Origin of the sequence: Salinivibrio socompensis S35 (assembly GCF_000513715.1) — a bacterium.
Lineage (GTDB): Bacteria > Pseudomonadota > Gammaproteobacteria > Enterobacterales > Vibrionaceae > Salinivibrio > Salinivibrio socompensis.
On sequence record NZ_AQOD01000086.1, the window covers coordinates 1 to 14,776 of the forward strand.

The 14,776-nt window shown below is 48.2% G+C and carries 7 protein-coding genes and 5 pseudogenes; 4 read left to right on the forward strand and 8 right to left on the reverse strand.

The window, feature by feature from the left end; genetic code table 11:
- Positions 1-134 (forward strand): annotated as a pseudogene (locus DZ54_RS24830) (IS256 family transposase); the annotation flags it as partial.
- A gap of 410 nt (positions 135-544) precedes the next feature.
- Entirely contained in the window at positions 545-2,632 is a 2,088-nt protein-coding gene (locus DZ54_RS0110220) for a methyl-accepting chemotaxis protein (protein WP_025673995.1), read from the forward strand.
- 106 nt (positions 2,633-2,738) lie between these two features.
- Here DZ54_RS0110220 and DZ54_RS23505 read toward each other — a convergent pair whose 3' ends face one another.
- The 4 genes and pseudogenes from DZ54_RS23505 to lamB form a co-directional block, all read right to left on the reverse strand.
- On the reverse strand, positions 2,739-3,032 hold the full coding sequence (locus DZ54_RS23505; protein ID WP_025673996.1) for a hypothetical protein: 294 nt from the start codon (positions 3,030-3,032) through the stop codon (positions 2,739-2,741).
- Positions 3,002-3,319: a MalM family protein gene (locus DZ54_RS23510; RefSeq protein WP_081721645.1), complete on the reverse strand. Its 318-nt coding sequence runs from the start codon at positions 3,317-3,319 to the stop codon at positions 3,002-3,004. Before DZ54_RS23510 ends, DZ54_RS23505 begins: the two co-directional genes overlap by 31 nt.
- Positions 3,320-3,321: 2 nt before the next feature.
- On the reverse strand, positions 3,322-3,570 hold the full coding sequence (locus tag DZ54_RS23515) for a hypothetical protein (protein WP_025673998.1): 249 nt from the start codon (positions 3,568-3,570) through the stop codon (positions 3,322-3,324).
- Between the two features lie 61 nt (positions 3,571-3,631).
- Positions 3,632-4,805, reverse strand: a pseudogene (lamB, locus tag DZ54_RS20755) (maltoporin LamB).
- A 364-nt stretch (positions 4,806-5,169) separates the two neighbouring features.
- On the opposite strand from lamB, the gene glgX reads away from it, so the two are divergent.
- Positions 5,170-7,182: a glycogen debranching protein GlgX gene (gene glgX, locus DZ54_RS0110245; protein WP_051415995.1), complete on the forward strand. Its 2,013-nt coding sequence runs from the start codon at positions 5,170-5,172 to the stop codon at positions 7,180-7,182.
- Between the two features lie 83 nt (positions 7,183-7,265).
- Here the strand turns inward: glgX and malG are convergent.
- From malG to malE, 3 genes and pseudogenes are all read right to left on the reverse strand, one after another.
- A pseudogene (gene malG, locus DZ54_RS20760) lies at positions 7,266-8,158 on the reverse strand (maltose ABC transporter permease MalG).
- A gap of 11 nt (positions 8,159-8,169) precedes the next feature.
- Positions 8,170-9,745 (reverse strand): annotated as a pseudogene (malF, locus tag DZ54_RS20765) (maltose ABC transporter permease MalF).
- Positions 9,746-9,808: 63 nt separating this feature from the next.
- Complete coding sequence (gene malE, locus DZ54_RS0110260; RefSeq protein WP_025674000.1) at positions 9,809-10,990, reverse strand: maltose/maltodextrin ABC transporter substrate-binding protein MalE; 1,182 nt, start codon at positions 10,988-10,990, stop codon at positions 9,809-9,811.
- A gap of 497 nt (positions 10,991-11,487) precedes the next feature.
- Between malE and malK the strand changes: the two genes are divergently transcribed.
- A complete protein-coding gene (gene malK, locus DZ54_RS0110265) occupies positions 11,488-12,627 on the forward strand; it encodes a maltose/maltodextrin ABC transporter ATP-binding protein MalK (protein ID WP_025674001.1) in 1,140 nt (379 codons plus the stop codon).
- Between the two features lie 154 nt (positions 12,628-12,781).
- Here the strand turns inward: malK and glgB are convergent.
- Positions 12,782-14,633 (reverse strand): annotated as a pseudogene (gene glgB / locus DZ54_RS20770) (1,4-alpha-glucan branching protein GlgB); the annotation flags it as partial.
- Positions 14,634-14,776: the final 143 nt, after the last annotated feature.

Here is a 14,776-nt window from a genome sequence, read left to right on the forward strand (position 1 = left end):
TGCTGAAATTATTGTATGCAGGGATACTAAAAGCGTCTGAGCGATGGACACATCCGGTGCAGAATTGGAACCTCACACTGTCGCAGTTGGCAATCCATTTTGAGGGTCGACTGGATGATCACATCGCGCTATGATTTTTAGCTGACACAGAATATTGAACACCCTCACCTGCGACCTCATCCATCTCACTACGCCCTTCCTAATTAGTAACAATATTGTGAATAAGCGCGAGTTCGCCGACCGTTTTGGGTCAAGAGGTGTGATCCTCACAATATGACAACCTAAATAGAGGCCATGTGATGTGCGCTGGATCGGCTTAACCTGATCGTTCGCATTAGCCCTCTCCCCCTCCTGATCTCCTCCTTGATGCTACCGTTACAAGCGCGAATTAGGAGGATGTGTCTGCTGTCTATTTACGCAACACTAGGCGCACTAATCGTCACTGTCGGCGCGCGTTATCTGTTGTGCCATTGTTCGCTAGCACGACACCCATCGTCACGCCGCTCGACGATCCCCGAATTTTTTCTTTGTGCGGAAAGTGATTATGAAAAAATTGCGCCACCTCTCTATCAGTCAACGAATCAGCCTAACGGCCTCTGCCATTGTGTTAGTCGGTCTGGGGTTGATTAGCACCATCTCCCTTTCAACCTTGAATACCAGTCAATCAGCAATGTCATCTCAGGTGGCAGAGAATGTGAAACGGGATCAGGTGATTAAGATGCAGAATCGGGCAACCGCCCTCAGTGAAGAAATTCATGCCTACATCGCCTCTCCCCTCGATACCGTGCGCACCATCGCTCAGATATATACGTCAGAAGCGGAAAAGAACAAATCGGCACGGATCCTCGACCGTGATGATATCCCTCGTATCATGTATTCGATTTTGAAACGCCAGCCGGAATGGCACAACATCTATACCGAGTGGCAAAAAAACGTATTAGGCGCCGATGCCTTTTATTATGGCGACCCAACCAGTGCAGCAGATGGACGTTACGTACCGTCTGTGTCGGTAGATAACAATGGTGAGATGCGTCTTCAAGCGGCACAGAACTTTTCAGAGTCCAACCCCTGGTATCAATGCCCAGTGACCAGTCAGAAAGATTGTATTACCGATCCAGGAACCGCGCAGATTAATGGCAAAACCCAAACAGTGTTTGATGTAACCACCCCCGTCTTCCGTTTTGACAAAGCCGTTGCCATGGTAGGCAGTACACTCACTACCGCACAAATTCAATCCATTTTAGCCCAACGTGCCGATAATGACGGGGAGCTATTTGTGATCAGTCAAGATGGCCGGATTGTGGCTAGCACCGATCAGCACGTTCAACATGGCGCTGCGATCTCGGGTCTTACCTCTCCTGCTTATCAACCACTTTCTAAGCTTCTACGTCAGAACGCAAAAAACCAATTCAAACAAACCGACTCGCACTTTTACGTGTCGCAACCGATTGAGTTTGGCAATATGGCCAAGGCCTGGTCGGTGGTGATTGTGACTCCCAAACATGCCGCGATGGCCCCTGTAACTGAACTTAATCAAATGATGACAGAGGCAGAAACCGATATTCAAAACACCATTTATTGGGTGAGTGGTATCGTGCTGATTTTAGCGTTTGTGATCATTCAAGTAGTCATCAAACGTCAACTGGCGCCTTTGACCAGTGTTGACCAATCCATTCAGGCGATTGCGCAAGGCGGAGGGGATTTAACTCAACGTTTATCTGTCAATGGTAAAACCGAGATTGATAGTATTAAACAATCGGTCAATCAGATGCTAGATGCGCTGCAGTCGATGGTTGGCCAGATTCAGCAAGCAGGCGGACGCTTATCTAGCACCTCAAATACCGCCAACCACGCGATCACCGATGCTCACCAAGCGCTGTCTGATAACACCGAGACCCTTCATCAAGTCGCAACGGCGATGGAGCAACTGACTGCAACCTCCAAAGATGTGGCAACAAACTCTGAGGCGTCAAAGGAGAAAAACGCCGCGGTGGTGTTATCGCTGAATCAATGCATGGAAAATGTCGCTAACAATGTGGCACGTAACCAAACCGCCAACACCGATCTGCAGAAGGCCAACAGTTTTGTCAGCGAAGTCAAAGCCAGTGGGAGCGATATTGCCGCTTTACTCGACGATATTCGCGGAATCTCAGATCAAACCAACTTATTGGCGCTCAATGCCGCGATTGAATCGGCACGCGCCGGTGAAGCAGGCCGAGGGTTTGCGGTGGTGGCCGATGAAGTGCGCGCCTTAGCCCAGCACTCACAAAAATCCGTCGACCAAATTGTGTCAACGCTAGAGGCTTTTAACCAGTTACTCACCAATATTGAGGCCGTCGTTCAGCAAGGTGAGCGCGGTGCCGTAGAGGGTTACCAGGCGAGTGTTTCCGTGCAGCAGACTTTAAACGAGATTGTTGATTTAGTGCAGCAGCTCGGCGATATCAATTATCAAACCGCAGGCGCGGCCGAAGAGCAAAGTGCGGTTTCTCAGCAAGTGGCTGAAAATATCCAAGCACTGTCACAACGCATAGAGCAAACCTTGTCACTCAGTGAGCAAGCACAAGGCGCAAACCATACGCTGAACCAAGAAGCCACCACCATCCGTCAACTGGTCGAGACATTTAAAGTCTAATCCGGAGCGTTCTTTTATCGCAAAAAAGGGCACCATTTGCAGGTGTCCTTTTTATTTGATTTCTAAGGTTTCTATGTGACGACGCGTCACTTACAAAGATCGATAACTACCGTTCTAACTGTGCTTTCATCGCGTCACGAAAGGTTTGGTTAGCGTCGGCAATACCCAATTGCTCGGCATCACGCAATAAGCCCATCGCTTTGTCGACGTCGTTGTCTGCAATTGCGGCTCGAATGGCCTGGTGATAAAAGCTAACGCTTTCTTGTTGCGGACGTTCAGTGGCGGAGAGCGCAGGGAGTACGGAGGACTGAGCACTGGTAAGTGCGGTACGTGTGCCCAATGCTGTTGCTTCAATGGAAAACGTGCCAGTCAACGCGCGCGGAACTTGAATATCGCCCACTTCGGTAAGTAGTTACCTCTTCCCTCTGCATCCAATTTCGCCGGATGGCTGACCGCTACAGTTTCGTCGAGTTTATCTTTATCGGTAAAAACAACCAAATAAAGTGCACTATCACCCATTTGTGGATGCACTTTAATATTCCCTTGCAAGCGGTTGCCATCGGCTAAACGGGGTTTTAGATACACTAAATCACTATCTCCGAGCTCGGCGCGAATCTCGCCAGACTGATTAATCACCTTGGCACTTGGGACAAAAACACTGTCGTTGATTTCTGCCTCAATGTTGATATCTAGTCCATTTTTATCATAGGTAAATCGAAAATGACGCCAAGACTATCAATGCTATGGATATCGAGGACTTGTGTTTGCGCGGTGACCGCTATTTTTATCTCTTTATCCATTGTTATCGGCAGTTGTTTCGCTTTTTCAATCTGCGTTACTGCCTTTCCGGTAGGTGCAATCTGATATTGGTTATCAACGATCGTCGAGCACCCATTAAGCAATAATAATCCAGAGATAAACAATAATTTTTTATTCATATAAAACACCTAAAAAAATAGCCGACAATTGTCGGCTATGAAAAAGACAGTTTTAAAAAGCTTACCACCAAGCTTCTAATTGCACACCAGTTACGAACTCTGAGTCACCTTTGTCACCAAACGTATCTCCTTCTTCATCCGTAATATACGTACCGTAGAAGCGAATCTCAGGACGCGACCAGAAGCTGTCACCCATTGCCCATGCTTGAGCAAGCGTAAACTTGTGGCCTCCCTGGTCAGTACCTTGATTTTCGCCATCAAAGAAGCCGACCTCACCGATGGTGCGCATCGTGTCGTTCCACTTATAAACAGGCCGCACAACCGCAGTAAACACATCAGAGTCACCCTCACCATCGGTCAAATCCGAGCCCTTGTGATAGGACAACTGATGTCCGAGTTCCATCGACGACCCAATATTCATCACACCCCAGTTGATAATACGATAGCCTTGCGCATCATTTTTATCGTCTGAACCACGGTTGTACCATGCACCAGAGCCAAAGCCAGCAATCTGATCACCGTATCCTGCAGAGCCATATTGCAGTATCGTTTGGTTGAAGCCATTGTCCATATTCTGATGTACAATGCCGGTCAGCATAATACCATCATCCGCGGCTTCTGTTTGATCATCTTTTTCTGTCGCAAAGTTGTAGGCAGTAGCGAGCTCTAGGCTAGCATCTTCCCACAAGTCAATGTTGGCTAAACGTGCATCAAAAATGTAGCCTGAAGACTGATCATTTTCTCCATCTTGAACAAATGCTAGAGAAAGTTTTTGATCGCCTAGTGAAATGTTTTCAATACCACCACCTGTACCTGACGTATTCAAGAAATAGAAGTCAGTAATGTGGATGTCTTTACGTTGATAATAACGCTTACCAGCCAGATAACTGCCTCAGGGTCGGACGCAATGACACCTTTGGCTTGAACATTAAATTGTGCGACATTTATCTCGCTATCTTCCCAACACTCTGACCTTTATCGCTAGAAGCAATCATGGACTCTAGCTTCCACGATTGCTCTCCAGTTTGAAGTTCTTCGGAAAAACCGAACTCATAATAGTTGTCGTCTTCATTACCCAAACGACCGATCTTATTCTTCTCAAAAGCACTATCACCCGCGCCATTGCCACCGATAGCAGCACCAGCACGTGCATACCCATTAAAGTCGACAGCGAACGCTGAGGTAGCGGTGATAGCAGTCGCGACGGCTGCGGCAATTAAACTTACTTTTCTCATACCTTACTCCATAATGGGCCTTTTTTACGTGTCTCTTCACACCGGCAGTGGGTAGTGGAAAAAGACTATGTATCCAAGGCTTAGCTTTCTTCGTTATCCTGGAATCATCCTATCCCTGAGCGGTTATTTTCGCGTCATCCGATCGCGTGGGCGAAGGGGGAGGAGGAGAAAGGAGGAGCTAAGGCGGATTATCTTAACTTATCGACTTGGATCACTTATCTGGGGCGTAATAGGTAATTATTTTTCGCTAAACAGACCTACAAAACGTCGACTCGATCACTACTAATAGATTTATTTTTAAAGGAATGGAATTTAATTACAGACTGGACAATGATCATAAATGTGACGTCAGATTGAATTATTTATGATTAAACGCTCTAATGGCGATTGGTCTCATTTAATGGTGTTATTTATGCCGATTTGTTTTCCTTCCCCTTATTCATTAGGGGCGCAATTACATGCGTCAGGTTGTCGATTTACTTTGTACGCACCAGACCAGGACAGCGTACATTTACTTTTATGGCATCAAGGGCACCAACCTCAGCGGATCGCCATGCACGAATACAAGCATGGCTATTGGACAAAAGATGTTGCTGATGTCGTTGCAGGGCAAGAATACAGCTTTGAAGTCTCACATGCTGGTCAAACATGGTGCGTGGCTGATCCTTATGCGCAAGCCGTTGCCGGGCCTTTAACCTATCAACCTCCCTATACGCCATCACAAAGTACACGGGTGGCACGTTGCCAAGTAGTCGGTCATGAATCATTTGATTGGCAAGGCGTGTCGTCACCTCAGCGCCCAATGCAAGACACCGTTATTTTTGAAACCCATGTCAAAGGCCTGACCCAACAGCACCCGGATGTCGAGCCAGCGCAGCAAGGGCGTTATTTAGGCTTAGTCTCACCAGCGATGTTGGCGTTTTACCAAAAACATCACATTAATTGCCTGCAACTACTTCCTATTACTGCCTGCTTACCGGAGCCGCATTTACTCAGCCAGCAAAAAACCAATTATTGGGGCTACAACCCTTATGTGTGGATGGCACCGGGTCCACGCTACGCGGAGAAAAATGCGGTTAACGAACTAAAAACGGCAATACGCGAGCTGCACCGCCACGACATTGAAGTGATTTTGGATGTGGTGTTTAACCATACGGCGGAAGGCGGTGAAGGTGGGCCGGTTCTTCATTTTAAAGCACTCGATCATGCCATGTACTTACATGACGGCCAACAACTGCGCAACCATACCGGTTGTGGCAATACCATTGATATACGCCACCCTGCCGCATTGAAGCAGGTGCTTGATACCTTACGGATGTGGGTCACCGACTATCACGTGGATGGCTTTCGGTTCGATCTCGCCGCCACCTTAGGACGAGACGGCGATACCTTTGATCCCCACAGTGCTTTTTTCCATGCTATTGCTCAAGATCCGATCCTGTCTAAGATCAAATTGATTGCCGAGCCATGGGATATAGGCCCCAATGGCTACCAGTTAGGCCAGTTTCCAGCCAATTGGGCTGAGTGTAACGATAAAATCCGCGATACCACCCGCAGTGTATGGCGTAACGATCCCGGTATGCTACAAGATTTCGCCACTCGGTTGATGGGATCACGCGACTTTTTCAGCGCAGCGCATTGGCCGGATCATCTACCCATCAACTACATCACCTATCATGATGGCTTTACCCTGCAAGACGTAGTCAGTTATGCCAAACGGCACAACCACGCCAATGGTGAGAATAATCACGATGGTCATGGCGACAATCGCTCAGCCAACTATGGTGTTGAAGGACCAACAAACAATGCTGACATCGTTGAGATAAGGACTCGCCAAAAACGGAATATGCTAGCAAGCATCCTCTTCTCTCTAGGAACGCCGCACATTCTGATGGCAGATGTTTTAGGCCATTCGCAACAAGGGAATAACAATGCCTATTGCCAAGATAACCCGATCAGTTGGTTACATTGGCAAACACAAAATCATGCTTGGTCAAACTGGCTTGCTACCATGATTGCGCGTCGAAACGCTATCGTACCGCGCTTTATTGATGCGTTGAGTGGCACACAGCGCCATTGCAATCAAATTGCGTGGCGGCACCCAAATGGCGATCAGATTCAAGAAGATCAATGGCCAAGCCTGCAAGCCTTCTGCTGTCAGATCACGCTCGGCACGCACCACCCTGACGCGGGCCAATCGATGCTCATTGCCATTAACAGCAGCGACACCGCGCGCAACCTACGGCTACCAGCAAATCATCAGTGGCGTAGTGTCTGTGACACGACGACCGATGAGACAACCGTCGCTACACCAGAGTCATTCCAACGTTTGGCAGAAAAGAGCTTTTTGGTCTGCATTGACGGTGATTGGCTATAGCACCCTATAACCCTACGCAAAAAAGGCAGCTGTTATCAGCTGCCTTTTACGTGGATTTTTAGCAATCAACGGTGCGTTGAGGGTTATCCTTTCACGCCACCTGCAGTCAAACCACCCACTAACCAACGTTGTGCCAGCAAGAAGACACCTGTAATCGGTACCGCTGACAGTACTGCCGCGGCCGCGAAATCGCCCCACAGGTAGTTCTGCGGATACAAGTACTGCTGCATCCCTACCGCCAAGGTATACGAATCAACGTCCGACAACAGAATCGAAGCAACCGGTACCTCACCCACGGCCATAATAAACGCCAGAATAAAGACCACCGCCAAAATCGGCACGGAGAGCGGGAGCAATACTAATCTAAAGGCTTGCCAGGGTGTCGCCCCATCCAAAGCAGCCGCCTCTTCGAGTGAACCGTCAATGCTTTCGAAGTAGCCTTTAATGGTCCAAACGTGCAACGCAATTCCACCTAAGTAGGCAAAGATCAAACCACCATGGGTGTTCAACCCTAAAAATGGTATGTACTGACCCAACTTGTCCAAACAACGCGTAAGATAGCTACCAATGCCAGCACCGCTGGGAACATTTGGAAGATCATCATTGCATCAAGAATGGTCTGCTTACCTTTAAACCGCATACGGGCAAAAGCGTATGCCGAGGTGGTAGACAGCACTACAATAAATAGCGAGGTAATGCCTGCGACCTTCACCGAGTTCCATAGCCACAATAAAACCGGGAATGGTGGAGGAGTGACCGTACCATCCGGGTTGGTCACCGAGAAACCCAGTGCTAACTTCCAGTGTTCAAGTGACGGATTTTTCGGGATCAAACTCCCGGTAGCAAAATTACCTTCACGGAAGGAAATCGCAATAATCATTAGTAGCGGGAATAAAATCAACGCCAAAAATAAGCACAGGCCAATATGGGTTGCCCAAACGCGATATTTTAAGGATTTACCTTGTACCATTGCCATATTAAATATCCTTACTGCGTGTTTTTATGTGCCAAGCGCAGATTCACTAATGCTAAAGCGCCAACTAAAATGAAAATCAGCGTCGCAATCGCACTCGCCAAACCAAAGTCCTGACCGCCACTGCCTTCAAATGCAATCCGGTAGGTATAACTCACTAGCAAATCGGTATAACCAGCCGGTTCAGATGTACCGATTCGACTCGGTCCACCCTCTGTCAACAACATAATCATCACAAAGTTATTGAAGTTAAACGCAAAGGCCGCAATCAGCAAAGGCGTGAGTGGCTTAATCATCATCGGCAAAGTAATTCGGGTGAAATTTTGGATAAAATTCGCGCCATCAATCGCCGATGCTTCATAGAGATCATCAGGTATCGCTTTAAGCAAGCCCATACACAGAATCATCATATAAGGGAAGCCCAGCCAAGTATTGACCGTTACGACCATGCTTCTGGCCATCACAGGGTCTGAGAACCAGTTTGGACTGATCCCAAACAGTGCCTCTAATACCATATTGATTTCACCGAAGCTTTGATTATATAAACCGCGGAAAATCAAAATCGAAATAAACGCTGGCACTGCATAAGGTAGAATGAGGAGTAGACGATAAATAGACTTACCCTTCAACTCTTCCCACTGAACAATGCTGGCAAGAATCAAACCAATAAAGAGGGGAAAAAGCGACTGATAGTACCGAAAAGACAATCGTCCAAATAAAGATGCCAATAAAAGGCTCTTTAATCCCATCATCCGTCCATACGCGCTCAAAGTTATCGGTACCAATTTGGACGACATATCCAGGTGAAATGGTGTCACCAACAAATTCGCCGGCATCGTTTACCGCTTGGTAATAGCCCACTTCATCATTCGGCTTAAGAGTGTCACCGGTTTGGTTGTTGATCAGTGTACGGCCATCATTTTGCATGCTGTAAAGCGGTTGAATGGCAGCAAACTTCCGCAACCCACTCATCCGAATAATTTGATCATCGGCGAGCTTTAACTCTAGCGCGCTAAGGGCGTCGCGATTTTGGATCACTGCTCGCAATGTCGCTTTTTCGCCCGAGACGCTTTCGACTGGTGTTAGCTCAAGTGTTTGGGCTGAAAGGGTTGCAAACTCAAACGGTTTAGTAGCGTAACGCGCATCCGGTGTATCGACGACAAGGCTCGCGCCCTTATCCGTTTGATAGAGATAGAACGGATAGCTGTCGCCACTTTGAAAGGTTCTTTCTAACAAAACTGACTGTGCGCGTTCGAAAGATAGCTGGTTGGTGGCACTATAATTGGTAAGTGAAAGCCCCACGGTATATACCAATGGGAAAATGATGAAAAGAATCATCCCTGCGATACCTGGATAAATATATCGATGGGCATACGTCTTTTTACTACCAAAAATATACAGCGCTAACGCGGTTAATACCACGGTTAAGAGGGCAAAAGCAGTTTCACCACGCGAATACATTAAAACGGTGGCATAACCATTAATAATAGCCACAGAGGCCAGCAACGCCCATTTGATGAACGCTTTTGTGCTGCTGGGCAAAGAAGAGCCTGACGTTGTCATAGCTTGAGAACCTTGGACTGACTGCATAAGGAACGCTACTCACATTATTCTGAAATGTGCAGGGAGGACTCGCCCCCCTGCGAATAGAGCTTATTTAACCATCTGTTTTTCGGCATCGTTAAGGGCAGCCTCAACGCTTTGACGGTCATCGACCACGTTGATAATTGCGTTTTTTGCTGCTGCCCAGAATGCGTTCATTTGTGGAATATTTGGCATGACCTCGCCATGCTTGGCGTTTTCCATCGTTGCCGCAATGCGCGGATCTTTGGCAAGTTCCGCTTGATAACTATTCAGCGCCACCGCACCCAGGGGCTTGTCAGCATTCACAGTTGATAGGCCTTCGTTGGTCAGCAGATAGTTTTCAAGAAACTCGACCGCGAGCGCCTTGTTTGGTGATGCAGTGCTGATCCCAGCACTTAACACGCCAACAAATGGTTTAGAGGCTTCACCTTGGAAAGTCGGCAAGGTAGTCACACCATAATTAATGCCCGACTTCTCAACGTTCCCCCACGACCAGGGGCCGTTGATGGTCATAGCGGTGTCACCCTTGTTAAACGACGCTTCAGACACGGAGTAATCCATATCAGAAGAAATAACACCATCTCCTACCATCTGCTTCATGAAGTTCAGCGCATCGTGAACCCCTTTATTATTGATGCCGGCATCTTTGACATCATAGCCAGTTGCGGTTTGTTTAAAGGCATAGCCACCATCCGCAGCCATCAGAGGCCAAGTAAAGTACGGTTCTTTTAAGTTCCACATGATGGCCGATTTACCCTGCTCTTTAAGCTTGGCATCTATCGCAACCACGTCTTGCCACGTTTCTGGCGGGTTCGGCACCAGATCTTTGTTGTAGATAAGGGAAAGCGACTCCACTGCCACCGGGTAACCGACATATTTTCCTTTGTATTTCACCGCGTCCCAGGCAAAGTCGACCATGCCGTCTTTTAAACGCTCCGAAGGACGGATTTCTGCTAGTAAGCCAGATTCTGCATAGCCACCGAAACGATCATGCGCCCAAAAAACAATGTCTGGGCCATCGCCGGTTGACGCGGTTTGTGGGAATTTGTCTTGCAGGCCATCAGGGTGAACCACGGTCACAGGAATACCTGTGTCTTGCTCAAAGCGATCGCCCACTTCGGCAAGGCCGTTATAACCTTTGTCACCATTAATCCAAATGGTGAGTTGGCCTTCTTCAATATTGGCGTTTGCACCAAATGAACCGAGTGCAATCAGGGTACCGAGAGCAACAGCGCTAAGTGATTTGTTCATCTTTCTATCCTTCTTCTACTGAGGTGTAGCACGATTCCATCGAGGATGAGCTGTGTTTCAGGGTCTATCATGGGCAATTCCTCTTCATTCCTCATCATCCTGGTCTCTACGCCCTACGCCTATGCGAGCGAATTCGTGATCCATATCGCTCGTCGCTAATGATGGGGCTCACAAAAATAAACTGAACGTGATCAAGTTCAACTAATTCGCGATGATTTTTGTGATGTACGCCCTCAATTTTTTTAGGGAGGAGATAATCCTCCTCCCCGCCTACTCCCCCTGTAATAATTGGTAATAGGAGGATGCAGAACGAGTGCCGTTAAGACACACTGAGTCTCATCAAAAAAGCATGGGTGGTATTTTCTCCAATATGGTGAATAAGCGTCCAAAGGGCGTTAAAGAAAAGCGGTAACGCTTATAGCAACCCATATTAATAGCATCACAACGTCTCATGCAGATTGAGCCGAATTAATGAAAAGCGATTGAGGGCGAGCGACATGGCAAGTGTCACGTTTAAAAACGTTTGTAAAGCGTACGACAACGATATAATGATTTCTAAAAACGTTGACCTAGAGATTAAAGATGGTGAATTTGTCGTCTTTGTCGGTCCTTCTGGTTGCGGTAAGTCCACCTTATTGCGCTGCGTTGCCGGGTTGGAAGATATTACGTCGGGCGACCTTTATATTGATGATCAGCGAGTGAATGATATTGAGCCATCTAAGCGTGGCGTCGGCATGGTGTTCCAATCTTATGCCCTTTATCCTCACTTAAACCTATACGACAATATGTCATTTGGTTTAAAGCTGGCAAAAATCAATAAGACAGAGGTGGATAAACGCGTACATCAAACGGCAGAAATCTTACAACTCGGTCATTTATTAGACAGGCAACCGAAATCCCTGTCGGGTGGCCAACGTCAACGCGTCGCGATTGGCCGTACCCTGGTGTCTCAGCCACAGGTTTTCCTGCTTGATGAGCCTTTATCAAACCTCGATGCGGGGTTACGGGTGCAAATGCGCGCACAAATCACGAAATTGCAGCGTCAGCTTGGCTGCACCATGATCTATGTAACGCACGATCAAATCGAGGCCATGACCATGGCCGATAAAATTGTGGTATTGGATGAGGGGCGAGTGGCGCAAGTAGGCAAACCGCTTGAGCTCTACCACTATCCACAAAACCGCTTTGTTGCCTCATTCATTGGTTCACCGAAAATGAATTTTATGAGCGTATTCATAGCTGATGTTGAGCCTGATCGGGTCAAAGTGCAGCTCAGTGAAGGCGCCAGTTTCTGGATGCCGGTCGATGGCAAAACCGTGACTCGCGGTGATCGTATGTCGTTAGGGATTCGCCCAGAGCATTTAATCGCCGCCAAAGACGGTGATGCCAAAATCGAAGGGGAAGCGACCATCGTTGAGAAGCTGGGCAACGAGACACAAATTTATCTCAACCTAGAAAGCGCCGATGCCGATGTTATTTATCGACAGCTCGATACGGTTGAGATTGAGCCCGGCGAGAAATACGCGATTGGTATTCCCGCTCACCGCTGTCACTTGTTCCACAGCGACGGCCGCGCGTGCAAACGCCTGCACCGTGAAAATGGCGTAACCTTCATCGATGAAGAAGATGCCGCGTAATATTACCTTTTAAGAAAAAAACCAGGCCGCGATCGCGGCCTTTTTTTGTTGCTTTTACCTCACAATAACTCAGCACATAGATACAAACAAAAACGCACCAAGGATTAACTTGGCGCGATCTTCGCTATTCGAGCTTGTCACCGACGGTTTTTATTCAGCCTTGCCAGCGATAAAACACGGTCGCTAACGGTGGCAGATTCAGTGTGAGCGAGTACGGCTGCTGGTGCGAGGGCACCATCTCCGTCACGACTGATGAATGAACCGCATAGCCACTGCCCCAGAATGCCTTATCATCGGTATTTAACACTAAGTCATAGGACCCGTGGTTGGGGACGCCCAATTGAAAATTGTCACGCGGCACCGGGGTGAAATTACTCACCACCAATATACGCGAGCCGTCATCGCTGATTCGTTCGTGAGCTATCACACTGATATCTGCCGCGTCTTTAACTCGCCATTCAAACCCTGCTGGATCGCAATCGAATTGGTACAGAGCTGGCGTCGACGTATAAAGGCGATTGAGGCTTTCACCAGCGCCTGAATACCTTGGTGACGATCATACTGCAACCAGTGCCATTCAAGCTGGCTATCATGATCCCACTCTGCGGTCTGGCCAATTTCCGCGCCCATAAAATTGAGCTTTTTCCCGGGCTGGCCATACATGTAGCCCAAATAGGCACGTAAGTTCGCCGTTTGTTGCCACTCATCGCCAGGCATTTTTCCCATCAATGAGCCTTTCCCATACACCACCTCATCATGAGACAAAGGCAGTACATAGTTCTCGCTAAACGCATAGACCAATGGAAACGTCAGCGTATCGTGGTGATAGCGTCGATAGACCGGCTCTTCACGGATATAACGTAAACTGTCATTCATCCAGCCCATATTCCATTTAAATCCGAACCCAAGGCCCCCGGCATAAATAGGCGCAGACACGCCAGGAAAGGTGGTGGACTCTTCAGCAATTGTCATCGCATTAGGGAAATAGTGATAAACCGACTCGTTCATCCATTTTAATGTCGCGATCGCGTCGTCATTCTCGTTGCCGCCGTCCGCGTTGGGGAGCCATTGATCATGTTCACGCGAATAATCCAGATAGAGCATAGACGCCACAGCATCCACGCGCAGACCATCGATATGAAACTGGTCGAGCCAATACAACGCATTATTGACCAAAAACCGGCGAACATGATGTTGCCCCATGTCATAAATATGGCACTGCCAATCGTTGTGCCAACCACGCCGCGGATCAGGGTCGTGATAAAGCGGCGTTCCATCGAAATAGGCCAAACCATGATCATCGGTGGGAAAATGCCCTGGCACCCAATCAAGGATCACGCCAATACCTGCCTGATGGCACTGGTCAACAAAATACTTAAAATCATCCGGCGAGCCGTAACGACTGGTCGGCGCAAATAGACCACAGGTTGATAGCCCCAAGAGCCATAAAAGGGATGCTCACTGACGGGCATCAATTCCACATGGGTATAGCCCATATCAACCAAGTAAGGGACTACGCGCGCAGCCAGTTCTCGATAGTTGAGTACCTGGCCATTTTCATCATGCTGCCACGATCCTAGGTGGAGCTCGTAAAACGATAACGCTTGTCGATGCTTCTCGGTAATAGGCCGATGCTGCCACTGTTGATCGCCCCAGGAATAAGCGGTTTGATCATAAGTCAGCGACGCAAACGATGGATAGGGCTCAGCGTATGCCCCGTAAGGATCGGCTTTGTGGGGTAAAGGCTGTCCATCGGGACCGGTTAACGCATATTTGTAGCGTTGATTTAGGCCAAGGTGGGCGACAAACCCCACCCAAAAGCCATCTTCGATGGCAATCAGGGATCCAGCCTCTACCTGCCATTGGTTCCAATCACCAATCACACTGACAGCGCTAGCATGAGGCGCAAAGACAATAAAACGGATGCCATCAACGCGTTCGCCTTGAACGAGTAAACTGACTGGGTGCGCGCCCATTTGCTGGTGCGCATAACGAGGGTGATGCAAGGCGACAAGATCGACAGCGTAGTGATCTGGCCGAACATCATGCGGTGTCATCAAGGAAGAAGGGTGTGACACAAAACGCTCCTTATAGAAAAACGCTCCATCCTTTACGTGTTGGTGAGCACTAAGGATAGAGCGTTGTCGAT

Coding starts and splice junctions, on each gene's coding strand:
- glgX (WP_051415995.1), top strand. CDS start 5,170: ATGATTAAACGCTCTAATGGCGATTGGTCTCATTTAATGGTGTTATTT.
- malE (WP_025674000.1), bottom strand. CDS start 10,990: ATGAACAAATCACTTAGCGCTGTTGCTCTCGGTACCCTGATTGCACTC.
- DZ54_RS23515 (WP_025673998.1), bottom strand. CDS start 3,570: ATGAATAAAAAATTATTGTTTATCTCTGGATTATTATTGCTTAATGGG.
- DZ54_RS0110220 (WP_025673995.1), top strand. CDS start 545: ATGAAAAAATTGCGCCACCTCTCTATCAGTCAACGAATCAGCCTAACG.
- malK (WP_025674001.1), top strand. CDS start 11,488: ATGGCAAGTGTCACGTTTAAAAACGTTTGTAAAGCGTACGACAACGAT.